Below are 21,810 nucleotides of genomic sequence, written 5' to 3'. Positions count from 1 at the left end.
CTGATCGGCCTCGGCAAGGGGCGTAGCGGGCGGGCGTTGGCGATGCCTTGATGGGGCCGGTGGGAGTTGTGGAAGTCTTCGAACTCGCGTAGCGCGTGAGCCGGCTGATGAGGATCAACCACATCGTCGGCCGTCATCTGCGGCGCAAGAAGCGCACGACGATCCAGGACAAGACGGCCCCGCCCGTGCCCGACCTGGTGATGCGCGACTTCACGGCGGACGTGCTGAACACCAAGTGGTGCGGCGACATAACGTACGTCGCCGTCGGCTCTTCCTGGCTGTATCTCGCCACGGTCATCGACATCTGCTCGCGGCGCGTGATCGGCTGGTCGATCGCGGACCACATGCGCACCTCGCTGGTCACCGACGCGATCGAGATGGCCGTGGCCTCCCGCGGCGGCCAGGTTCATGGCGTCGTCTTTCACACGGACAGGGGCGCGCAATATCGCTCGGCCGCCTTCGACGAGGTCTGCCGCCGGCACGGCATCCGCCGCAGTATGGGCCGCGTCGGCTCGAGTTATGACAATGCCCTCGCCGAGTCGTTCTTCCAGAGCCTCAAGCGCGAGTTGTTCCACGGGAGGCGCTGGATCTCCAAGGCGCAGACGCGGTTGGAGTTGTTCAAGTGGCTGTCGTACTACAACCGGCGCCGCCGCCACTCCGCTCTCGGCTACATCGCGCCAGCCGAGTTCGAACAGCAACTGACCACCTCACGTACGCTGTCACTCGTCGCATGAAACCCGGTGTCCACTCCCGGGGATCAACCTCAGTGCCAGATCGATCCCAACGTGAAGTACACCTACTTCGACAACGACGGCAAGATCGCCGGTACCGCACTGTTCGCCACCGCCCAGCAGATGGACCTGTCCACCACCAGCCTGCAGTGGAGCGAAACCGACCAGCTCGTGATGCTGAAGTCGACGGGCGACCTCCCGCCGCTGACCATCACCTGGACCACCAAGTGCGCACCCACCTGCAGTCCCGGCAGCACCACGTTATGGACCAAGCAGCCGATCAGCGTGGGACAGCGACTGGAGAAGACGTACACGATCTCCGACACACCCACGACGACGTACGACTACCTCGACGTGACCTACGAGCTCGACATCGACGCTCCCAACGCCGATCAGCTCACACCGCCGATCAGCTGGGGCTCCGAAGTACGCTGCGACGACAAGCTCTCCATCGCCAACACCTCCGGCTGTGTCGTGCCCTGGACCACCCCAACCCTGTTCGTCTCACGCGCCGAGTACGGGTCATCCGCCGACATGATCGACTGGGCGCAGCAGAATCTTTCAGGGCACTGAGGGCTCAAGGACACCGGCGCGCCGCTGCACCGACTTCAGAATGACTCGGACCAGAAGGCCAACCGCCGGGCGATCTGCGACAAGAGCAAGTTCACCAAGGACCCGGCGATCACGGACGACACCTGTGACGAGTTCCCCTTCGCCGGCACCTACGAGAGCGGTGCCCTCAACGGCGTCACTCACGGTAAGGACTGCGCCCAGGTGACCGCTGTCCGCGCCGGCAACACAGGTGACAACGCCACCGACTGGCCCACGATCACTCCTGTCGGCCCGTTCACCGGGGAGGAGAAGTGCGTGCGCGGCCACATCCCCGGCAATCTCAACTCCGACCTGGGCGGTACCTACGGAGTTTTCATCAAGAGCGCGCGTCTGGCTGACAATGACGGCTTCTGGCTGAAGGTGACCTTCTAACCGGCGGCCGCTGCTGGTTGGTCAGTCGACCCGTACGGGAATGACGACCGTCGGCAGCGGCCCCGCCACTTCCCGCGGGTCCACCACCAGGCCGAACTCGCTCTCCACCGCCTCCAGAGCGGCAGCCGGATCAGAGAAGTCGTCACCCGGCTCGTCCAAGAAGAAGCCGACCCGCTCCAGGGCCCGGTTGAGCCGGTCCGGATCCGTCCCGGACGCCGGGTCAAACTTCCACGAGTCGAACAGGGCGAGAATCTCCCCATCACGGGCGTGCGCCACCCGAGTGGTGCCGTCGAGGAACTTCCACACGGACACCGCTTCCGTGCCCCTGGACAGCTCCTTGAGCACCGGCTCCCTGAACGGGACACCCACCTGCGGGAGCGCATCGAACACATACGCCCAACCCGTCCCCTCCGGGCAGTAGACTCGCACCGCCCAGCTGCCCAGGCTGTAGTGCTCAGCCACACCGTCGATGGGATACCGGGGCAGCGGATCCGGGCCGACGGCACCCAGCCGGGCCAATACGTCCGCCTCCCCCAGACTCCGGACCGCGGTCACGCAGAACCACTCGTTCCCCAGCACATCGAACAGCGTGGAAGCCATCACGACCCGCGCCTTCCCGATCAACATCCGCCTGGCGGCCGAACGCTACGACACGTACCTGAACTCCCGGTGACGAACGCGGGCATCATGAAATCGGCAAGGACCTGGTGGCTGGTCTCCCGGTTACCCGGCCACAACAGACTGAACCGCTCCGGGAGCCTCCATCGAACCCGGAGCGGTTCACTCGCAGGCCGAGGCCGTGCTGCTGGTGGAGACGGTCCGCAAGACCGGCCTGCACAAGGCGCTATCGGTGGCGTTCGCGCCGTGGCGCAAGGCCCGGGCGGTGCAGGGTCCAGGCAAGGTGCTGCTGGATGTGGCGCTCGCGGTGGTGCTGGGCGGGGACTGCCTGGCCGATGTCGCGATGCTGCGGGCCGATCCGGCCGTGTTCGGGCCGGTCGCCTCCGACCCGACCGTCTCCCGGCTCGTCGACACCCTCGCCGTCGGCGGGATACGGGCCCTGACCGCCCTCCGCGCCGCAGTACGCGAATCGCTGGAGGCGAGCCTGCGACGTCTGAGAACCGATCGAGTGGACCTGTTGTGGGCCCACGCTTCCGACTACGCGACTCCTATCGAAGAAATCAAGCGGTGTCTTCTGCGGGTGTGCGCCTCTGGTCACCCGCGCTTCCGGTCGCCGCACACCGCCCGGTCCAGCAGGCGGACCGCGGCCTCCGCCTGCTCGAGGAAGCGCTTCTCGTCACCGAAGCGCGTGGTGAAGACAGCGGCCGCGGCCGACACCCGGCCGTCGGGCGTGACGGCGGTCTCGGAGGCGGTGCCGAAGGACGTGCCGCCGTGGTACCAGATCCCGCCCCCGCAGCTCTCGGCCGGGCGCCAGGCGAGGCCGAGCCCGTAGCGGGTCCTGCCGTCGGTGGCGTAGCCGGGCGCCGGGACGGTGGTGCGCATCTGCTCCAGCTGCTCCGGCGGCAGCAGCCGACCGCCCATCAGAGCGCGCAGGAAGGTGTTCATGTCGCGGGTGGTGCTGATGATGCCGCCGTCCGCGCCGCCGCCCACGGCCAGCGTGGTGTCGGTGAGGTCGTCCCGGCCGGGGAACTGCGTGTACCCGGCGGCCGTCGGCATCGGCACGTACGGCGAGGTGTCCGGTATCAGCGTGCGGCGCAGCCCCAGCGGCTCGATGATCCGGTCGTGCACCTCCTGCGCCCAGGGGTTGCCAGTGGCCTTCTCGATGACCATCTCGAGCAGCACGTAGTTGGTGTTGGAGTACGCCCACTGCGTCTCGGCGCCCGGATCGTCCGCGTCCGGCAGCCAGCCGGGGGCGCGCTCCATCGCCACGGCGACCTGCTCCTCGGGGGTCTGCGAGCGGAACCGCTGTGCGTGGAGGCGCTCGGGCGTCAGCTCTGCCGGGTCCTCGAAGGCGATGTCCGTGTAATTGGCCAGGCCGCTGGTGTGCTGGAGCAGGTTGCGCAGGGTGATGCGGCTGCCGTCGTTGCCGTTGCCGGCGACCACCCCGGGCAGCCACTGCTCGACGGTGTCGTCCAGGCTCAGCGTGCCCTCGCCGACGAGCTGGAGCGCGGCCACGGCCGTGAAGGTCTTGGTGTCGCTGCCGATGCGGTAGTAGGCGTCGAAGGGCACCCGGCCCCCGTCCTTCAGGCTCGCAGTGCCGGACCTGGCCTGCGTCTCGCGCCCGGCCGCGTCCCGGGCGAGCACCGTCAGCCCGGTGGCTCCCGTGTCCCGTACCGCGTCCGCGTCCCGCTGCAGCCGCGACCGCGCGTCCCCGCCGCCCATGGCCTCGGCCGTGGTACCCGGCCCGAGAAGCGATGCGGTCCCGATTGCGGCGGCCCCGGCCACGGCCAGCCCCGCACGCCACCGTCCGGACCGGCCCCACCGCGCACTCTTCGTGATCTCCATGGCCGGAACGCTACGGAAGGCCGGCGCCGCGGACCATCCAGCTGGCTGCCCGGACGGGGGTGGTGCTGGCCCCCTACCACCCGGCGGCCACCGCCCTCCTTGCCGCACCCCCTGCTGATTGTGCCGGTGAGAAGCAGCAACGTGCGATGGTGAAGTCCTGCCGTCCAGCTCCGAGGGGTACTGATCGCACACGGCCCTCGCGCACGCATCACCAGTTCCAGTGCTGTCGCCGGCACCTGCGGCGAGCCGGACCGGCCCGCTCAGGTTGGCCCTCGGCCAGCAGGCGGGGCTTGGTCGCAGCAGGCGTGAGATGAACCGTGTGCAACCCGAGGAGAGCCGTCGGTCGCGCCCGGAAGGCCGGTTCGGGGCCGTAGGTGGGTCCCGGTTGCTCCATGGGGAAGGCGACGGCGGCGGCGCGATGTCCTGCGGTGTGTTGGGAGTCTCTGGCTTGCATCTCTGTATGGCACCCCGCCCACACCCCCGCCCAACGCGTCCCCTGCACGCGCTGGAGGACATTTGGGCGAGTGCGCCGGGCCCTGCCTGGGATCGCCGCCGGGTTCAGTTCGTGTTCCGGGAGATCACCAGTAGTGCCGGCGCCCGGCGACGGCGTGCCCCATGGAGCCCATGATCCACAAGATCGCGCCGATGACCGCGAGGATGATTCCGATCGTCCACAGGATCGATATGCCGGTGACGAAGCCGACGACCAGCAGGATGATGCCGAGGAGGAGCATGACCGCCTCCGTTGCGCAGGAGTACTGCTCTCACTATGAACCGCAGCACTGCGTCAGGGAAGCCTCAGGGTGGCTGAGCTTGTTCTTTATCTACCAAGATCGGCCGGGTTTGCCGATGGCCTTGAGGGTCTCGGGGCGTTTGACGGTCTTGCCGACCTCGTAGCGGGGTGCTCGGCGCTGGTTCTTGGCGCCGGGTGGCCGTCCGGGGCCGGTGCCTCGGGGTTTGGGAACACGGGCCGGGCAGGCGAGAGGCTGTCGCACGGCTCCTGCCCGGTGAAGGTCAAGAGCGATTCTTGGGCGTGTGCTTGATGAGTTTGTTGAGGTTGTGCACTGTGCCGAGGAGCTTGATCTCGGCGTCCACCGCGTGGCGGCCGCGGTAGTTGAGGTGTCGTCCGAAGCGTTGGAAGATCTGGGCGAATCCCGGCTCGACCAGGGCACTGCATTGACGGTACTGGGCCCGTCCTGTCGGGGTGGCAAGGCGGGCCGCCATGTCCTGCTGGCCGGCAGGGGCCTGCTGGCGTTTCGCGGGAAAGCCTGCCTGGTCAGCATCGCTGGTGACCGAGACCAGTAGCGGGAGGTCGGCGAGGGTCTCGAAGGACGCGGCGGAAGCGTATCCGCTGTCAGCGAGCCAGAGTTGGATGTCGCCGGGGAGTCGTGCGGCCTGGTGATTGTGCTGCGTTTTCTTCACCATCGGAACGAGGGCCGTCCTGTCCGAGGGATTGTCGTGCGCTTCGATGGCCAGCAGGAACTGACGACGGGCGCAGACGATCTGGATGTTGTATCCCTGCAGGTAGCCGCCGCGTTTGCCGGGAATTAGCCTGGAGTCGGGATCGCTCAGGCAAGCACGGGACTCCGGGGATGGGACGGGTCGGGGTGTGCGCGCCCGCTCCAGCCAGGCCCGCATCTTTACCAGTCGCGTTCGCTGGCGCACGAGGAGGTCTTGCGCTCCATCGGGACCGGCGGACGTCCGTTCGCTCCACGACGTCCTGCCGCCCGGTCCTCTCGGACACGGAGCTCGTACCTCCTCAGTTTCTCCTGGTGAGCCTCGGTCTCCGCGGCCAGGCGCTTCTCCGCGCGGGCCACCATCCGCTCGGCGGCTTCGACCTTGATCCGGATCTCCGTGGGTGAGGGCATGGCCCGTTCATGCAGTCTGTCCTTGGCCAAGCGGGATCTGGTGAGTCGGTCACACAGCCGGGACAAGCGAGGCCAGTTGTCGCACGCGTCCTCACCATCGCCCTGTGCTGTCGAACCATCGGCCTCGACGCTCAGCGCGTGGTCGGCTGCATCTTCCATCAGCGCGTGGATCTCCTTCTCGCACTGGGAGGCGGTCTCCTCCAGGCGCTGGAGCCGCTGGTTGGCGTCGCGTGAGGCGTTCGCGTCCATCGGTGAGCCGTCGACGGCGACCGCAGAGAGATCGACCAGGCCACGTCGGCCGCACAGCGCCAGCACCTGCACGAACAGCGAGTTGAGGGCGGCACGGTGGCGTCGGACGAACCGCGCGACGGTGGCGTGGTCCACTCGGCGGTTCGCGGTGATGATCCGGCAGCCCACATCGTCCCAGCAAGCCTGCTCGATGCGACGGGAGGAACGTATTCCCTTGCTGTAGCAGTACAGGAGCAACGCGATCAGGCTCGCGGGAGGGTAGGCCGCACCTCCCCGCCCGTCATCACGGTAGCTGTTCTCGAACGCCGACAGGTCAAGCAGCTCGACGATGTCGAGCACCTTCCAGCACAGGTGCTCGGGCGGCAGCCACTCCCGCACATCCCGCGGCATCTCAAGATCATGTTCACGGTCGCACGACAAGAAGTTCCGCCCCACCAACCAAGATTCCGACGCTTCCTTGATCCTCGGAACCGAACAACAAATCGCTCTTGACCTTCACCGGGCAGGAGCCGTGCGACAGCCTCGCGAGGTGGGAGCGGATGTTCCTGAACCCCCGGCGGACCCGGGCCGGGGTGAGCCGGTCGAGGGCGGTGGGTTTCTCCCAGAGCCGGCGGAGGTCCGTGGCGAGTGTCCGGGCCAGCCGGAGCTGGGTGTGAGCAACGATCAGGATCCAGGTCCAGCGGTCCGCCGCCTCGGGAGTGCGGAGTTTCGGGGTGGTCCAGCCAAGGGTCTGCTTCGCGAAGCGGAAGGTGTGCTCCAGATCGAAGCGGCGGAGAAACGCCTGCCAGAAACGGTCCACGTCGTCCGGGGTGGCACCGATCTTCGAGGACCATAGCCACACCGGCGGGGCATCCCGGTCCTTCGATAGATGCTCGACCTTCAGCCGGATCAACGTGCCTTCCACCAAGGGAAGTTCGCCTTCATGGTCGAGCCATGAGGAGCGGTGGGTGAGCCGGGGGTGGACCCGGTCCCACGCCTGGGTCTCGGCCTTGCCGTAATTGGCGGTGCCGGTGACCGTGGTGATCGCAGGCTCAGGCCAGGTCTCCGGCTTGGTGAAGCGGAACTCCGGGTCGTGCTTGGGCGGCCGGCCGTTCGTCCCCGGCCGGCGGGGCGGCTTCGGCAGGCGCATCACGCAGTCAGAGCGGACCCGGCCGACCAGTTCGACGGGCAGGTCGCGCAGGACCCAGGCCAGGCGAGTGACGTCGTAGCCGGCGTCGCTGACGATCACGATATGTGGGTCCCCGTTCTGCCACTGCCCCGCGGTGATGAGTCGCTCGACGACTCCCCGCAACTGGGCGGCGGTGATCGCGGTCGCGTCGTCCGCCGGGCCGAGCCGGACCGCGTCCAGGATCGCGGTCCAGGACGTGGCGCCCGGCTCCAGCGCGGCCACGAAGGAGTAGGGCCAGCCCGGGATGAACTGCGACGCCGTCTTCGCCCGGCCGTAGACGTGGCAGAACAGCCGCTCCGCCGAGCACGGTGCGTCCGAACGCAGCCACGGCGACACATCGACCGCCAGGACCAGGCGCCCGCCGTCGAAACGCGGCAGCGACAACCCGGCCAGCACCGTCCGCAGTCCGCCGGTGTCGATCCGGCCGTGGTTCAGACCGCCGTACATCGCTCCGTGCCCACGCCGGTGCTCGGGCAACAGCGTCAGATCCACAGGGGGCTTCACCGCACCATCCGCACACAACACCGCGTCGGCGAGTTCGAACAACTCGTCGCGCCGGGCGGTCAGACACTCGTAGAAGTCACCCCGGAAGCGTGACGCTTCCGCGAACGATTCCCTCCGGACAGCATCAGGCAGCAGACTCACCCTCACGGCCTTCGTCTTGATCACGTGCACCTTGGTCGGAGCACAGGATCAGACGAAGGCCGCCCCCGCGTCCGGAGAATCCCCAGGTGAGCGACCCAGTTCGAGGCACCGTTCGAGGCCGGAAGAAAAAGAACAAGCTGAGGACTCCGAGCAGCGGCAGGTCGTGACCGAGCTTCAGGCACTGGTGGCCGAGCAGCAGGAATTCGCGGCCCGCCAAGGCGTGGTCGGCAACACCTTCAACGGCCCCGCCGCTCTGCAGGTCGGAAACCACAACCAGCAGGAGAGCCGCTTCCACATCGCGAGCTACCTGCCCGCTCCCGTAGGCCCCCGGGTCGTCCTCCAGGTCTCCAATTCCATTCCTGTGTACGACCTGCCCGACGGGAGCCAGGACCTGGGCGATCATTTCGTCAGCGTGGAGGCGGTCAACACCGGTGACCAGCCGATCGCCATCACCAGCTGGGGCACCGAGCTCCCCGGCGATCGGCGCACATTCGTCACGCGAAGCGAGAACTGGGCAACTCCACTCCCCCACGTGCTCGCTCCCGGCGCCCCTCCGCGGAGAACGGCATCGAGGCGCGCCGCAAGAGCGGGGGCGGCCCCGCCGTATCGGCCAGCTGACGGTGACGCCGGTCGCCTCGCTGGACTGGCGGGGCAGCGAGTCCGACCAGGTCGCCTGGGTGGTGGAGGGCGTCGGGGCCCGGATCATCCACTGCGGGGACACCATGTGGCACGGCGACTGGTGGGGCATCGCCCGGGAACGCGGCCCCTTCGGCCTGGCCTTCCTGCCCGTCAACGGGACCATCGCCACGTTCGAGGGTTACGAGGCGGACGTGCCCGTCACCCTGACGCCCGAGCAGACCGTCGAGGCCGGGGCGATCCTCGGCGCCACCGCCGTCTGCGCCAGCCACTACGAACTGTTCGACGACCCGCCCACCTACGTCGAGCAGCGCGACATCGCCGGGCGGTTCGTTCGCGCCGCCGCGAGGCGCGGCCTTACCGCCCACCTGCCGGGTGTCGGCGAGGTGGTCCCCCTGGTCACCCGTCGGGGCGGGAAGGCCGCCTGGCCCAAGCCGCCGTCGGCCTTCGGGCCGTCATACCGCGGTGGTGAGGGTCGCCGTCGCGCTCAGGCGCAGCGGACTCCGGTCAGTTCCTCGGAGCGGGCCCAGACGCGGTGGGCCTCGTCCGTGCTGCGCAGACGGCTGTAGAGCTTCTGCCGCACGGGCGGGCCCCCGAGGTGGCCGGGCCCACCGGGACCGTAGAACGCTCCGCCCTCGGCCTCGGGCGAGGTGGCGGCGTACAGGGCGGGGAGCTGCGCGGTGCGGACCGTGCCGAGGAGGATGCCGCGGGCGGAGAGGGCGCGGACGACGCGCACGCCCACGGTGTCCTTGGCGCGGCCCAGCTCGGGGCGGGCGGCGAGGAGGCTGGTGGGGGCGACGCCCGGGTGGGACAGGTTGCTGGTGATGCCCCAGCCGCCGGCCGCACTGCGACGGTCGAGTTCCAGGCCGAACAGTCCGGCCGCGATCTTCGACTGGCTGTAGGCGCGGCCGCCGCTGTACGAGCGTTCCCAGCCGAGGTCCGCCCAGTTGATCGCGTAATGGTTGGCCGCGATGCTGATCTGCGTCGTCACACGGGCGCGGCCGGCCCGGAGCAGCGGCAGCAGATGGGCGACGAGGGCGAAGTGGCCGAGGTGGTTGGTGCCGAACTGCAGCTCGAATCCGTCCGCGGTCGTCTGTCGCTCGGGCGGTGTCATGACGCCGGCGTTGTTGACGAGCAGATGGATCGGGCGGTCCTCGGCCAGCAGGGTCTTGCCCAGTGCCGTGACGGACGTGAGCGAGGAGAGGTCCAGCGTGCGCAGCGCCACGTCCGCGTCGGGGACTGCCGTGCGGATCGCGGCCAGTGCCGCCTCGCCCTTGCGAGGATTGCGGACCGGCAGAAGCACCTCGGCGCCGGCGGCCGCGAGGCGAGTGGCGAGGGCGAGTCCGATGCCGTCGCTCGCGCCGGTGACGACGGCGCGCCTGCCGGACAGATCGGGGACGGTGATGTCGATGTCGGTACGTGGCATGAGTGGGCTCCCTCGTGATGTGCGGTGAGACCACCGTGACCCGATCCGCCGGCTGGGTGCAGGGCCTGCCGAGCCACTGATCGCGGGGCCGTGGATACGGCGGACTTCCTCGGGCACAGCGGACTTTCCTCGTGTTTCGGCGCGCCAAGGATGACGCCAGGCCGCCGACCGGGCGCGTCGCGGCCGGAGCGCCGCCCCGAGAGGGGGATCGACGATCCGTGGCTGCGCCACCGTGACCACCTGTGGAAGGCGGTAGAAAGGAAAGCGTCACGGAGGAGGGGAAACATGGCGATCGACCGGGCCGGACTGGCCGCGTTCCTGCGGCATCGGCGGGAGTCGCTGCAGCCCGAAGACGTCGGCCTCCCCCGCGGGCAGCGCCGCAGGACGAGCGGTCTGCGGCGCGAGGAGGTCGCGGCGCTCTGCCACATGTCGACCGACTACTACGCACGGCTGGAGCGCGAGCGCGGCCCCCAGCCCTCCCCGCAGATGGCCGCCTCGATCGCACAGGGGCTGCATCTGTCCCTGGAGGAGCGCGACCATCTGTTCCGTCTCGTCGGGATCAGTCCGCCCGTGCGCGGCTCGGCCGGTGACCACGTCGGCCCCGGCTTGCTCCGCATCCTCGACCGCCTCGCCGACACCCCCGCCGAGGTCGTCGGCGAACTCGGCCAGACCCTGCGCCAGACCCCGCTCGGTGTGGCCCTGACCGGCGACACCACGCGATTCACCGGCCCCGAGCGCAGCATGGGCTACCGCTGGTTCACCCGGCCGGAGACCCGTGCCCTGTACGCGCCGGAGGACCACGACCACCTCTCCCGCATGTTCACGTCCGGGCTGCGGGAGATCGCCACACTGAGGGGTCCGGGTTCGCGGGCGGCGCACTACGCCGACCTCCTCCTGGAGCGCAGCGAGGAGTTCCGCACGCTGTGGGACACCCACGAGGTGGGTGTCGGCCCCCAGCCGGTCAAGCGGTTCCTCCATCCCGAGGTGGGGCTCCTGGAGCTGAACTGCCATTCCCTCCTGGACACCGACCAGTCGCACCGGCTGCTCGTCTACACCGCCGCCCCCGGCTCCGAGAGTTACGAGAAACTGCGTCTGCTGTCCGTCATCGGTACCCAGACGGTCGGCTGAGCCCGGGCACGGGCGGCGACTGCTCGGTAATAGTCCCTCAGCCGAGGTAGTCCGCAATAAGGTCGGCGAACTCGTCGGGGGTGGCCAGGCGGATACCGCGGCTCCCGGCCTTGGCCCGCTTCGAACCCGCGCCCGCGCTCGCGGTGGTGGTGTCGCCGGCCAGCAGCATCCGCTGCGCCCCGCTGTCGCGGGGCGTGAGAATCAAATCGGAGCCGGGCAGGTCCGCGGCGGTGGCGCGGACGGCGGCCGTCCCCTTGAGCGACTGTGACTGCGGGAACCCGGGCACCGGAGAGCAGGGCGGTGACCGTGACAGTAACCGTCACCTTCGCCCCCGGCCGGGGCCTGGGCCACCTTCGGCGTGACGGCCAGCTACGAGGTTCCCGACCGACCCGGGCAGGAACTGTAAATCGTTCGGCCCTGTCTCACATTCGGTTGTGACGGAGAGTCATGAGGGTCGTTGGCCTTCGTGTGAAGGACGTCAACGAGCTTGTGCAGATGGTGTTTTCGGGCGTTGTCACGTTGTTGGGTGCGTGACTGGTTTGATGGGGCTTCGGGGCGTGGTGGGCCCACGGCTCGGGCCTGTATTCAGGCCGTGGTGGGCTGGCCGGCGGCGCCAGTGACCTGCTCCCAGATGGCGAAGCGGACGGTCGTCTCGGCTCGGTGGTCGGGGGCGGTCATCAGGTGACGGCGAGGCCGGAAGTGCGGTGAGATACCGCTGAACGCGGACAGGAACCGCTGGGCCCCGCCGACGCTGCGAAAGCTTTTCATGGCGCGTTCGCGCTGCCGGGTGGGCTGGTGGGAGTTCTCGGCCCGGTTGTCCAGGCCCTTGTGCGGGCGGTGCTCCACCGACGGCATCGCCTCGCGGTGGGCGGCGCCGTAGGAACGGAGCGTGTCGGTGACGATCACTCGTGGCACCGACTGGGTGGCCTTCCTCAGCTTCCTGAAGAAGCGCTTGGCCGCGGCCTTGTCACGACGGTTGTGCACGAGTATGTCCAGCACGGTCCCGTCGGCTTCCACCGCCCGCCACAGGTACTTGTGCTCTCCGTTGATTTTGATGAAGACCTCGTCCAGGTGCCATCTGTCCCCCGGGCGGGAGCGTCGGCAGCGCAGTGCGTTGGCGTAGGACTGCCCGAACTTCAGGCACCACCGCCGGATGGTCTCGTGGGAGACGAGCACATCGCGCTTCAGCATCAACTCCTCGACCTCGCGGAAGCTGAGCGGGAAACGGTGGTACAGCCACACGCAGTGCGCGATGATCTCCACCGGATACCGGTGACCCCTGCACGACGGCGGCGCGGACGACACGAGCGATCCCCTCCCCGGCACGATCAACTCCAAGATCATCTCAGACCGGTCAGCCAACGTGACAATGCCCCGACGAGAGAATCCAGCCGGGTGCCGCTATCGATGCTGGCGAACGGTCGCATTCGACGGCTGCAGCTCCACCAAGGCGCCTGACCGGGCGTGTCAACGCTTCAGCCTCCCCTGGCACTGCAACGACTTCGCCGCCGCGGCCGGGCGAGCACTGGCCGTGATGGCGTCCAAGGTCGAGGATGCGGGCCTGTTGTGGGAGGCAGGCGCCGCCCTGGGCGGTGACATGCCGCTGATTCCACTCGTCGAGACGGCCCTCGGAGTGCGTCTCTGCCGGGTATCGAGCGTCGTAGGCCCTGCGTTCGGCAGCGTGGACCCGGCGGCGCAGCTCCACGTGGACCACCACTCCAGAGAAGTCCTGCGTCACGCGTGCTCGGAACTGGTGATCGCCGCCGCGGCTGCGGGGTGTGGCGCCCCGTGGGCGGGGCCACCACCACGCTCAACTGCGCGGACACCCTCGACACCGACCTGCGGCATGCGGTGACGCTCGGCTTCACCGGCAAACTCTGCGTCCATCCCCGCCAGGTCACCACCGTCAACGACGCGTTCACCCCGTCGCCCTACTCGGCCACCTGGGCCCGGTCCGTTCTCCGGGCCGGCCAGGACGGATCCGCGACGTCACATGCTGGGGAGATGATCGACCAGCCTGTACTCCTGCGGGCCGAGGCGATCCTTGCGGGTCACCGGACTCGGCTGACCGCGATGACGCCAGCACCCGGGTGGTGGACTCACTGGACGCCGGCTCGAACGTGCTCCGCAGTGTGTCGGTACGGCTCCACGGCGAGGACGGCCAGTTTGGCGTCGTCGGCACATGGCGGACCTGGGCCTCAGTGACCTCGGCGACGTCGTCGGCCGGCCCCAGCCTCCTGGCATCCAGAATCTGACGCCACGAGGTCCGCCCCGACTCCAGAGTAGTGACGAACAAGTAGGGCCAGCCGGGCCGGAGGCTTTGGACTATAAGGCCAGCCATGCCTGAAAAGATGCGACGGTACAGGACCAAACGCCCAGTCAGAGGTCGTTTTCGTCTGGATTATCTGTGTATTCGGCGATTTTCAGGCCGTCGGGTTGTGGTGCTCGTGCTGCTGAAGATGCGGGTTGAGTCTTGCTGGTCAGATGGGGTGACAGGTGAGGCGGGAAGCGACCTGTGCCTGTCTCATCCCAGGATGCCCGGCCGTCTCGGACGCGTGCTTCCGTTGATGTCGCTGTGCGCCTGGGCGCACTCGGTCCGCGGCGGTACGCCGGAAACATGCCGACGCGACGCCCGTATCCGAGTGATCTGTCCGATGCCCGCTGGGAGTTGATCGAGCCGGTGCTCTCCGCCTGGCGGCTCGAGCGCCGTGTCAGGGCCCTGGACTTCGGCCGGCCGCCGGAACACGACCTGCGCGACGTCATGGACGCGATCTTGTATGTGGACCGCACCGGGGTCCAGTGGCGCTACCTCCCCCACGACTTCCCGCACTGGAACACCGTCTACGGCTACTTCGCCAAGTGGCAGCAGGACGGTATATTCGCCCAGCTCAACGGCCTGCTCCGGCAGCAGCTACGAGAGAAGGAAGGACGGGACGCCGAGCCGTCGGCCTGTGTGATCGACGCGCAGAGCGTCAAGACCTCCACCAGCGTCCCCGCCGCCGGCCAGGGCATCGACGCCGGGAAGAAGATCGTAGGCAGAAAGCGGAACATCGTCACCGACACCCTCGGACTTTTGCTTGCCGTGCTGGTCACCGCGGCAAGCGTGCAGGACTCAGCCGCTGGCGCCCGGCTCCTGGACCAGGTCGCCGCCGACCATCCCGGCATCCGCAAGACCTGGGTCGACGGTGGCTACCGCCAGCACCTCGTCGAACATGCCGCCGTTCTCGGCATCGACATGGAAATCACTGCCCGCAAGCCCGGCACCAGGGGTTTCACTCCGATCCCGAAGCGGTGGGCGGTCGAACGGACCTATGGCTGGCTCATGCTCCACCGCCGCCTCGCTCGCGACTACGAAACCCTGCCCACCCGCTCCGAAGCCATGATCCACCTCGCCATGACCGACCTTATGGCCCGCCGCCTTACTGGCGAGAACACCATCTCCTGGCGCGACCCGACACCACAGACTAAACAGCAGATTCCGGGATAAAACATCGGGCGAAAACGACCTCTCAGAAAGCGGGTTGGGAGCCGTCTTTGCTGCGCCGAGCTACGAGTTCGTCCTCGATTCGCCGCAGCGTGGCGTTGACGATCTTGATCGTAGCGGGGTCATCGACGATGCCGCGAAGAGTTCGGTCCCAATTGTCGCGTAGGCACTGGAGATTCTGGTTGGCCTTCTCGGTGGGGTACAGGCGCACACCTCGAGCGTTGCGGTCGTCTATGACGCGGTTCACAAGGCCTCGCTTCTCCAAGCCACGCAGTACGCGACTGAAGTTGCTCGATGGAAGTAGCGCTGCTTCCGCCGCCGCCCGGGCAGAGGCGCCAGGGTTGCGATTGATGAACCGCATGACACTGATCTCAATCGGCGTGCACGGCTCGAAGGCAGGGTCAGTCGGGGGTCGCAGCTGCCGACTCACAGCGAAGATCAGGTCGGCCAGCTCATGCAAGCTCGATGCGTGGACATCATCTCTCATGACGCGAGGGTCTCCTATCAAGTAACAGCTATCACCTGATAGGATACAAGGGATGGCGGTCGCTCGGCTGCAGATCGCGACCGCGCTGCATGCAACCATTCCCTACTCGCACATGAGGATACTTCCCATGGACATCAACAGATCCGTAGTGCTCGTGACTGGAGCGTCATCGGGCATCGGAGCTGCTACTGCACGGGCCGCTTCTGAGGCCGGCGCGCGGGTAGCGCTCATCGCCCGCCGCGAGGAGCACATCCGGCGGCTCGCCCTGGAACTTGGCCAGTCCGTAGCCATAGCTGTTCCCTGCGACGTGACCGACCGGACGCAAGTCCAGAAAGCCGTGCAGGCAACGATCCAGAAGTTTGGACAAATCGACGCCCTCGTGAACAGCGCAGGTCAAGGGCTCCAGGCCGGCATCGACGCTATCGATCTCGACGACTTCCGAAGTATCCTCGAGCTCAACCTCGTCGCACCCTTGATGATGACGCAGGCGGTCCTTCCGCATATGCGTAAGCAGGCAGCCGGAGCCATCGTAAACGTGGGCTCTGGCATTGTCTGGTCCACGCTGCCCGGGTCCGGCGCGTACTCCGCTTCCAAGGCCGCCCTGCAAAAGCTCACGGCCATCGCCCGCGCGGAGCTCGCAGGCGAAGGCATCACCGTGTCAATGATGTTCCCCTCGATCACCGAGACCGAGTTCGTCGGAACGGTCCGCGGTGACGTCGAAGGGGCACGTCGGATGGAAACCGCCAGCGGGTTGGTGCCACACTCACCCAAGAACGTCGCCGATGCCATCATTGGTCTGCTCAAGAGTGGTGCCGCGCAGGCCGACTTGCTCCCGGAGAAGTTCGGTGGCACGCTCAAAAACTGACATGCGAGACATACCCGGCCAATGAACTCTTCTCGGTAACGCTTCGTGACGCGTTGTGATCTTCGTTCAGGTGGTGCGGCCGTGTTCGAGCTGGAGCAGGACGAGGACGGCGCGGGCGATCCGGATGATGGCCGCGGGGTCGAGGCTGACCCGGCGTAGGGCCTTGAAGGTGACCTTCAGCAGAGCGTTGGCGCGTTCGGCGACGGCGTGGACGCCTCGGATCACGGCGTTGAACGCCTTTCCATGCTCGGCGAGCTCACTGCCCCTGGGCTTCTTGACTGGGTGCCGGAAGCCGCCTCCGGTGTTCTGGTAGCCGAGGTCGGTCAGGGTGGGGATGCCCAGGGTGGCGGCGAGCCGGTTCAGGGCATCGACCAGGCCGTGGGCGCGGGCGCAGGTGGTGTCGTGCTCGCGGCCCAGGCGGACCGGAGAGATCCAGTTCGGCCAGCCGTCCGGGGCGGAGATGACCTGTACATTCCCGCCGTGGTGCTTGTGTTTGCCGGACCACCACAGGTCGGTGCCGTTGGGGCCGGGGGCGGCAACGCGGTCGGTGCGGATCACGGTGCCGTCGAGGTTGAGGTGGGTGTAGCCAGTCGCGACGGCTCGCTCCAGGGCGGTGGCCAGGTCGGGCGCGTGGTCAGCGAGCACGGTCAGCCCTTCGTGGAGGTAGCGGTAGGATGTCGGTGTGGAGACGCCGTTGTCGCGGGCGAGTTGAGTGACGCGGGTTCCGTCGACGAACCAGCGCAGGATGAGCACCGCCTGCTTGAAAGGGCCCAGGGCGCGGGTGTTGTTGCGGGTGCCGAGCCGCTCGCGGTGCTGTTGGAGGAGCCGGGCGAGGAACTCGGCGGTGGTCCTGCTGACGTCGAGGACGGCGGTGTAGGTGATACTGGAGGGCGCATGAAGCCTTTGGTCTTACGGAACTTGATCTTCACAGACCCGTTCCTACCAGGGGCTTCACGTGTATCTGACGCCAGATCACCACTCTCGGTCCCAGTGACCGCCCACGGTCACGCACCGCAACCATCATGTTCCCGAGAAGGACCCAACGGTTTCGCGGCGCTGTCGAATCGGCGCCGCCCGCCTGAACTTCATCGTGTGACCGCGTTGCTCACACGATGAAGGGCGCTCTGCCTCTGTAGGCGCGCTGTTCCGTGCTCAGGGCTGGGTCCGGGGGTTATTCCGGGCTGTCGATTTTCCGGTAGAAAGCGAGGAGGGCGTTCGCGAGCCGTTCGGGTGCTTCCATCGCCGCGTAGTGGCCGATGCCGTCGAGCGATGCGGAACTTACGTCCTTGGCGACTTGGCGTAGCGTCGCCGGCGTGAAGTCTCCCGACCCGCCGCCGATGGCAAGCACGGGCATGGTGAGCTGCCCGGAGGCCAGTTCTCGGATTTCCTCGCCTTCGCGGAGCATCGACCGGTAGAGCCCGGCCGCACCCTTGAACGCGTCGGGTCGCGTGTAGGAGCGGGTGAGCTCGTCGATGTCCTGGTCGGTGAACGCGTCAGGGGTAGCGCTGAGGGAGGGCAGGGCGTATTCGGAGAGGAATGCGCGCTCTCGTCCGGCGAGCAGCATCTCCGGGACGCCGGGGGCGGCGAGGACGCCGATGTGCCAGGCACCGCCGTGGGTGACGTCCGCGAGCATTTCCAGGCCGAACCCGGGCAGGCCGGTCTCGATCGCCGTATAGCTGCGCACCAGGTCGGGGTGTGCGGCCGCGACACGGAATGTGGTGGGACCGCTGATGTCCTGGCCCGTCAGGTGAACGGGGCCGAGGTCGAGCAGAGTGATCAGTTCGCTCAGGTCTCGGGCCGCGGTCGCGCTGTCGTGCTCTCCGGTGGCGGTGGCGGAGTCGCCGAAACCGCGCAGGTCGGGAGCGAACACCCGGTGGTGCGCGCTGAGCAGGGGTATCAGCTTGTGGAAGACCCACCAGGTCTCCGGGAAGCCGTGGACCAGCATGACGGGGGATCCGGCGGTTCCCGCCGAGACGTAGTGAAGCTCTGTGCCGTTGAGGCTGACGCGGTGGTGTTCGAGGGCCGGAAGGGTGGCGCCGGGGGGCGTGGGGGCCATTGGTTTCCTCCATTTGATCGACAACCTGGTTGCCAGCCTATAGATCGACAACCAGGTTGTCGACCCCGGCGGGATTCTCGTATGATGCGCCTTATGACACGGTCACCAGGCGCTGAGCTTGCGCTGCTGCTGCTCGGCGGCTTCCAGTCGATGGTGGACGACGTAGTCGGCGAACTGGCAAGCCGCGGACACGAAGGCGTGCGCGCATCCCACGAGTTCGCCCTGCGCGCCATCGGGGAGGGAGCGGACACGGCCACGGAACTCGGCCGCCGGTTGTCGGTATCCAAGCAGGCCGCCGCCAAGACGATCGCCGCCCTCGAGCGACTCGGATACGTCGAGCGGGAGACCGACCCAAGCGACGCACGCGTCAAGCGACTTCGCGTCACGGCCCGCGGCCACGACATGATGACTCTCGGTGCGACGCTCTTCACTGAGGTGCGTGACCGCTGGGCGGCGCAGATCGGAGCCGAGCAGCTCGACGTCCTCGAAGCGCACTTGGCCCAGCTCACCAAGAACCGGCCAGCGGGCGCGGAGGGCCTCGCACGACTCGGCGGGGATCTCGGTGAGGCGATCTGACAACGCGGGCTGAAGGTCACCTTCAAGGCCCTACCCCGAGTCGGCCTCGACCCTGCGGCCACCACCCGGATCGCCCGTGCCGCCCTCGTCGTGCTCCAGCTTGAACACGGCCGCACCACCAAGATCACAAAGCGTCACGAAGCGCTACCGAGAAAAGTTCACTATATGCGGTCACACCGCTATCGCGATGTGTACACCACGGCGTTCGAGACTGTGCGCGTGAAGGTCCGCAGTGAGCTCGTCGAGCGGTTCCCGGAGCCGCTGCGCCGTGAGGCGTTGCGGCAGACCGGGCTGCACCTGGCCGGTTCAGGTTCCCTCGATGCCTTCACCGCGCGTCTCGTCGAGCAGTCCGAGGTCACCCAGGATTTCGGGACAGGCGCTGTTTCGCACCAGCATCGAGAGCATGTTCAATAAGGTGCGTGCCATGGCGTCGAAATGGCACTTGGAGGTGCTGACGCCAGAGAGTGGGCAGTTCCTGGTCGGTGACAATCCGGCGGTGTCCGTGCACACGGACATCACGCCTTGGTCGTACAACATGGCCTTCGGTGACGCGCACTCCATCGTCTTGCCCATCACTTCCCGCCATCTGCTGGCCCTAGGAAGGGAGGACATAGTCGACACCATCCCCCGGACTCTCATGAACAAAATCAACACCGTGCAGATCCGTGCTGCCGACCGCTACGTCTACATGCATCCTCGGAGCAGGAGGCTGGAGACGTTCGCGAGGGAGACGGCGAGGCGGTGGCGAGCGGACCGCGTGAGCCCCTACCGCGCGTCGGCGTCGAGCTTGAGAAGCAGGAGGTCGTAGACCGGGCCACCGGGCACGTGCGGTACGGGCCCGCGTAGGTGTAGCCGAGACAGTCGTACAGACTGCGCGTCGGTGTTGTCCGAGCGGATCAGGAGCGAGACGTGGTCCGGGTTGATGTCCTTGAGGAGCGCAGGGTGAAGGCGGGAGCCGATGCCCTGGGCCTGAACAGGGATTACGGCAAGCTCGTACAAGCCCATGAGACGGCCCGCGCGAACGTGTTCGGGGATTTCGGGGAGCAGCTCGCCGTACTGGTACTCGGGCGCGCAGGGGAAGGCGTAACCGACCATTGTGCCTGCTCTGTACGGGTGACCAGGGGCCGCGACTGCAGTACCCGGGCACGCGGCCCCTCTCGCCTGCGTCTCGTGGCGCCTCCTCGTTGGACCGGGCGCAGCGACGTCAGGGCAGGCGATCGGCGGGCGTCAGGCCGGGATTTTCCCTTCGAGGAAGGCCGCAGTGTCGTTCTGGAAGGTCTCTATCCACTCGCCGCGCCCCTCGTGCAGAGGGTGACCAACCGTGGGGATTCCACGGCGGCACAGGTCTCGCAGATCGAGTGCGGTGACATCCTCTCCGTACTACAGCCATTGGTCCACCCGAGGCCGGTCACGACGCCGGACGGGCAGGGTGCGCCCGTCCGGCGTCGTGACCGGTGATTGTCAGACGTGCTGGGACGGCGAGCCGAACCACGTCCGCAGCGCTGCGGCGAGTTCGGCGGGTTCGGTGCCTGCCCACGCCACGTACCCGTCGGGGCGGACCAGGACCGTCTCGCGTGGCGGGGCCCCAGGTGCGGCGGTGACGGTCAGCAGGTCCACCCGGCCGGACCAGGGTGAGGCCGTGTCCGCCAGCGTGTCCGCCTCCGACGGGCACAGCAGCATCGGCCTGCCGTGGCGCGCCCGCTCCGCCAGCCGCACGGAGCCGCCGTCGGCGTTCACCCGGAGGTCGGCAACCCACCTGCCCGTCGACGGGTGCCCGCCTGGTGCGGCGGACGGGTAGACGACGTCGGAGCCCGACATCATCGCGGCGATCCGGCGGGCCGCCGTGGGGTCCGCCAGCAGGTCGCCGAGCACTTCGCGCAGTGCGGTGACGTCGGCCCCAGGGGCCAGCAGTGCCGACTGCGCCCTGCTGGAGCTCATCACCCTGCGTCCGGCCAGGTGGCGTTCGGCGTGGTAGGTGTCCAGCAGGCCGGGCGGCGCCCAGCCGCCCAGCTCGGCGGCCAGCTTCCAGCCGAGGTTGGCCGCGTCCTGCAGGCCGAGGTTGAGCCCCGGTGCGCCGACCGATGAATGCGCGTGTGCCGCGTCGCCCGCCAGGAAGACCCAGCCCCGTCGGTAGTGCTCCGCCAGGCGCGAACTGGTGCCCGTCCGGCGGCGCAGCAGGTGCGTGCCGCTATCGGTCGGCCGGCGCATCGGCACCTCGCGGCCGGTCACGCGGGTCACCGCCGAGCGGACCTGGTCGAAGGTGACGGGCTCGTGTTCCTCCTGCCTGCCCCACTCCATCGTCACGACCCGGTGCGTGCCGGGACCGGCCGGGACGCAGGCGAACACGCCGTGCTCGGTCCGCCGGTAGGTGAGGCCGACGGGGGTGGAGTGGTCACCGGTCAGCTCCGCCAGGTGCTCGTCGGAGAGCACGGCGTCCGCGGCGTAGGTGAGCGGATACGGACTGCTCGTTCCCGTGAAGACGATGCCCGCCTGCCTGCGGACCCTGCTGTGCGCGCCGTCGCACCCGATCAGGTACCGGGTGCGCACCGTGCCCGTGGTCAGCCGCACCGTCACCCCGTCCGTGTCCTGCTCGAAACCGACCAGCTCGCTGCCGCGGCGGATCTCGGCGCCCAGCTCCAGCGCCCGCTCCTCCAGCCGTGTCTCCAGGTCCCACTGGTGGACGGTGAAGCCGTACAACTGGTTCTCCGGCCAGTCGTGCAGGCGCAGTGTCATCCCGCCGTAGAGGTACGCCTCCAGCGGCCGGGGAGGCTCGGTGTCCCCGGTGATGCGCTGGTACAGGCCGCGGTGGTCGAGCAGCCTCACGACCTGTCCCACGATGCCGCCCGCCTTGGGCTCCCGGGCGCGCTCGTGCGCGCTGTCGACCACCAGGGGCCGCACGCCGGACAGGTGCAGTTCGGCGGCCAGCATCAGACCGACCGGACCTGCTCCCACGATCACCACGTCGGGATGTTCGGTGACGAACTCATTCACCAGTGCTGCTCCATGTCTGTTGGCACATGCGCCGGTTTTGGCCGTGCGCGTGA

At 68.1% G+C, this 21,810-nt stretch carries 22 protein-coding genes and 4 pseudogenes; 11 read left to right on the top strand and 15 right to left on the bottom strand.

Going from position 1 to position 21,810, the window contains the following annotated elements; genetic code table 11:
* Positions 1 to 92 precede the first annotated feature (92 nt).
* The 3 genes and pseudogenes from KUM38_RS28775 to KUM38_RS28765 all read left to right on the top strand — a co-directional run.
* A pseudogene (locus KUM38_RS28775) lies at positions 93 to 734 on the top strand (IS3 family transposase); the annotation flags it as partial.
* Positions 735 to 785: 51 nt separating this feature from the next.
* The gene (locus KUM38_RS28770; protein WP_217133447.1) at positions 786 to 1,304 is read left to right on the top strand and encodes a hypothetical protein; all 519 of its coding nucleotides are present in this window, start codon (positions 786 to 788) and stop codon (positions 1,302 to 1,304) included.
* Between the two features lie 201 nt (positions 1,305 to 1,505).
* The gene (locus KUM38_RS28765) at positions 1,506 to 1,715 is read left to right on the top strand and encodes a hypothetical protein (RefSeq protein WP_217133445.1); all 210 of its coding nucleotides are present in this window, start codon (positions 1,506 to 1,508) and stop codon (positions 1,713 to 1,715) included.
* A 21-nt stretch (positions 1,716 to 1,736) separates the two neighbouring features.
* Here KUM38_RS28765 and KUM38_RS28760 read toward each other — a convergent pair whose 3' ends face one another.
* A complete protein-coding gene (locus tag KUM38_RS28760; RefSeq protein ID WP_217133444.1) occupies positions 1,737 to 2,315 on the bottom strand; it encodes a DUF6461 domain-containing protein in 579 nt (192 codons plus the stop codon).
* Positions 2,316 to 2,478: 163 nt separating this feature from the next.
* Here KUM38_RS28760 and KUM38_RS28755 point away from each other — a divergent pair.
* Positions 2,479 to 2,910 (top strand): annotated as a pseudogene (locus KUM38_RS28755) (aldo/keto reductase); the annotation flags it as partial.
* Positions 2,911 to 2,927: 17 nt separating this feature from the next.
* Here the strand turns inward: KUM38_RS28755 and KUM38_RS28750 are convergent.
* The 7 genes and pseudogenes from KUM38_RS28750 to KUM38_RS28720 all read right to left on the bottom strand — a co-directional run bounded on the left by KUM38_RS28750 (position 2,928) and on the right by KUM38_RS28720 (position 8,511).
* The gene (locus KUM38_RS28750; RefSeq protein ID WP_254397908.1) at positions 2,928 to 4,178 is read right to left on the bottom strand and encodes a serine hydrolase; all 1,251 of its coding nucleotides are present in this window, start codon (positions 4,176 to 4,178) and stop codon (positions 2,928 to 2,930) included.
* 578 nt (positions 4,179 to 4,756) lie between these two features.
* Positions 4,757 to 4,912, bottom strand: a complete 156-nt coding sequence (locus KUM38_RS28745; protein WP_086173352.1) for a DUF6131 family protein — start codon at positions 4,910 to 4,912, stop codon at positions 4,757 to 4,759.
* A 90-nt stretch (positions 4,913 to 5,002) separates the two neighbouring features.
* Positions 5,003 to 5,173: pseudogene (locus KUM38_RS28740) on the bottom strand (transposase); the annotation flags it as partial.
* Positions 5,174 to 5,192: 19 nt separating this feature from the next.
* A complete protein-coding gene (locus KUM38_RS28735) occupies positions 5,193 to 5,843 on the bottom strand; it encodes a transposase (protein WP_217133442.1) in 651 nt (216 codons plus the stop codon).
* Positions 5,819 to 6,685 (bottom strand): transposase, encoded by an 867-nt coding sequence (locus KUM38_RS28730; RefSeq protein ID WP_217133440.1) that lies wholly within the window; start codon positions 6,683 to 6,685, stop codon positions 5,819 to 5,821. The genes KUM38_RS28735 and KUM38_RS28730 overlap by 25 nt, the downstream gene beginning before the upstream one ends.
* Before the next feature lie 100 nt (positions 6,686 to 6,785).
* A pseudogene (locus KUM38_RS28725) lies at positions 6,786 to 8,108 on the bottom strand (NF041680 family putative transposase); the annotation flags it as partial.
* A complete protein-coding gene (locus KUM38_RS28720; protein ID WP_217133438.1) occupies positions 8,092 to 8,511 on the bottom strand; it encodes a hypothetical protein in 420 nt (139 codons plus the stop codon). The gene KUM38_RS28720 and the pseudogene KUM38_RS28725, both read right to left, overlap by 17 nt.
* Positions 8,512 to 8,539: 28 nt before the next feature.
* On the opposite strand from KUM38_RS28720, the gene KUM38_RS28715 reads away from it, so the two are divergent.
* On the top strand, positions 8,540 to 9,313 hold the full coding sequence (locus KUM38_RS28715) for an MBL fold metallo-hydrolase (protein WP_308409079.1): 774 nt from the start codon (positions 8,540 to 8,542) through the stop codon (positions 9,311 to 9,313).
* Here the strand turns inward: KUM38_RS28715 and KUM38_RS28710 are convergent.
* Complete coding sequence (locus tag KUM38_RS28710; protein WP_217133436.1) at positions 9,232 to 10,170, bottom strand: SDR family oxidoreductase; 939 nt, start codon at positions 10,168 to 10,170, stop codon at positions 9,232 to 9,234. The genes KUM38_RS28715 and KUM38_RS28710 overlap by 82 nt on opposite strands.
* Positions 10,171 to 10,455: 285 nt before the next feature.
* Between KUM38_RS28710 and KUM38_RS28705 the strand changes: the two genes are divergently transcribed.
* The gene (locus tag KUM38_RS28705) at positions 10,456 to 11,298 is read left to right on the top strand and encodes a helix-turn-helix transcriptional regulator (protein ID WP_217133434.1); all 843 of its coding nucleotides are present in this window, start codon (positions 10,456 to 10,458) and stop codon (positions 11,296 to 11,298) included.
* A gap of 37 nt (positions 11,299 to 11,335) precedes the next feature.
* Here KUM38_RS28705 and KUM38_RS42355 read toward each other — a convergent pair whose 3' ends face one another.
* Entirely contained in the window at positions 11,336 to 11,584 is a 249-nt protein-coding gene (locus KUM38_RS42355) for a hypothetical protein (protein WP_254397921.1), read from the bottom strand.
* Positions 11,585 to 11,883: 299 nt separating this feature from the next.
* Complete coding sequence (locus KUM38_RS28695) at positions 11,884 to 12,642, bottom strand: IS6 family transposase (RefSeq protein ID WP_254397907.1); 759 nt, start codon at positions 12,640 to 12,642, stop codon at positions 11,884 to 11,886.
* A 1,273-nt stretch (positions 12,643 to 13,915) separates the two neighbouring features.
* Here KUM38_RS28695 and KUM38_RS28690 point away from each other — a divergent pair.
* Complete coding sequence (locus KUM38_RS28690) at positions 13,916 to 14,785, top strand: IS5 family transposase (protein WP_217133430.1); 870 nt, start codon at positions 13,916 to 13,918, stop codon at positions 14,783 to 14,785.
* A gap of 22 nt (positions 14,786 to 14,807) precedes the next feature.
* On the opposite strand, the gene KUM38_RS28685 is transcribed toward KUM38_RS28690, so the two are convergent.
* Entirely contained in the window at positions 14,808 to 15,269 is a 462-nt protein-coding gene (locus tag KUM38_RS28685) for a MarR family winged helix-turn-helix transcriptional regulator (protein ID WP_217133428.1), read from the bottom strand.
* A gap of 127 nt (positions 15,270 to 15,396) precedes the next feature.
* Here KUM38_RS28685 and KUM38_RS28680 point away from each other — a divergent pair, with 127 nt between their 5' ends.
* Complete coding sequence (locus KUM38_RS28680; protein ID WP_217133426.1) at positions 15,397 to 16,134, top strand: SDR family oxidoreductase; 738 nt, start codon at positions 15,397 to 15,399, stop codon at positions 16,132 to 16,134.
* Positions 16,135 to 16,200: 66 nt separating this feature from the next.
* Here KUM38_RS28680 and KUM38_RS28675 read toward each other — a convergent pair whose 3' ends face one another.
* Positions 16,201 to 17,016, bottom strand: coding sequence for a transposase family protein (locus KUM38_RS28675; RefSeq protein WP_217133480.1), 816 nt, complete (start codon positions 17,014 to 17,016; stop codon positions 16,201 to 16,203).
* Positions 17,017 to 17,305: 289 nt separating this feature from the next.
* Positions 17,306 to 18,190, bottom strand: a complete 885-nt coding sequence (locus tag KUM38_RS28670; protein WP_217133424.1) for an alpha/beta fold hydrolase — start codon at positions 18,188 to 18,190, stop codon at positions 17,306 to 17,308.
* Positions 18,191 to 18,283: 93 nt separating this feature from the next.
* Between KUM38_RS28670 and KUM38_RS28665 the strand changes: the two genes are divergently transcribed.
* The 3 genes from KUM38_RS28665 (at position 18,284) to KUM38_RS28655 (ending at position 19,574) form a co-directional block, all read left to right on the top strand.
* Positions 18,284 to 18,766 (top strand): MarR family winged helix-turn-helix transcriptional regulator, encoded by a 483-nt coding sequence (locus tag KUM38_RS28665; protein WP_254397906.1) that lies wholly within the window; start codon positions 18,284 to 18,286, stop codon positions 18,764 to 18,766.
* A 90-nt stretch (positions 18,767 to 18,856) separates the two neighbouring features.
* A complete protein-coding gene (locus KUM38_RS28660; protein ID WP_217133423.1) occupies positions 18,857 to 19,180 on the top strand; it encodes a hypothetical protein in 324 nt (107 codons plus the stop codon).
* A 10-nt stretch (positions 19,181 to 19,190) separates the two neighbouring features.
* Entirely contained in the window at positions 19,191 to 19,574 is a 384-nt protein-coding gene (locus KUM38_RS28655) for a DUF4238 domain-containing protein (protein WP_254397905.1), read from the top strand.
* 653 nt (positions 19,575 to 20,227) lie between these two features.
* Here the strand turns inward: KUM38_RS28655 and KUM38_RS28650 are convergent.
* Positions 20,228 to 21,757: an FAD-dependent monooxygenase gene (locus tag KUM38_RS28650; RefSeq protein ID WP_217133421.1), complete on the bottom strand. Its 1,530-nt coding sequence runs from the start codon at positions 21,755 to 21,757 to the stop codon at positions 20,228 to 20,230.
* Positions 21,758 to 21,810: the final 53 nt, after the last annotated feature.

The organism is Streptomyces sp. AC558_RSS880 (assembly GCF_019049255.1).
GTDB lineage: Bacteria > Actinomycetota > Actinomycetes > Streptomycetales > Streptomycetaceae > Streptomyces.
This window is presented reverse-complemented; position numbering and strand designations above follow the sequence as displayed.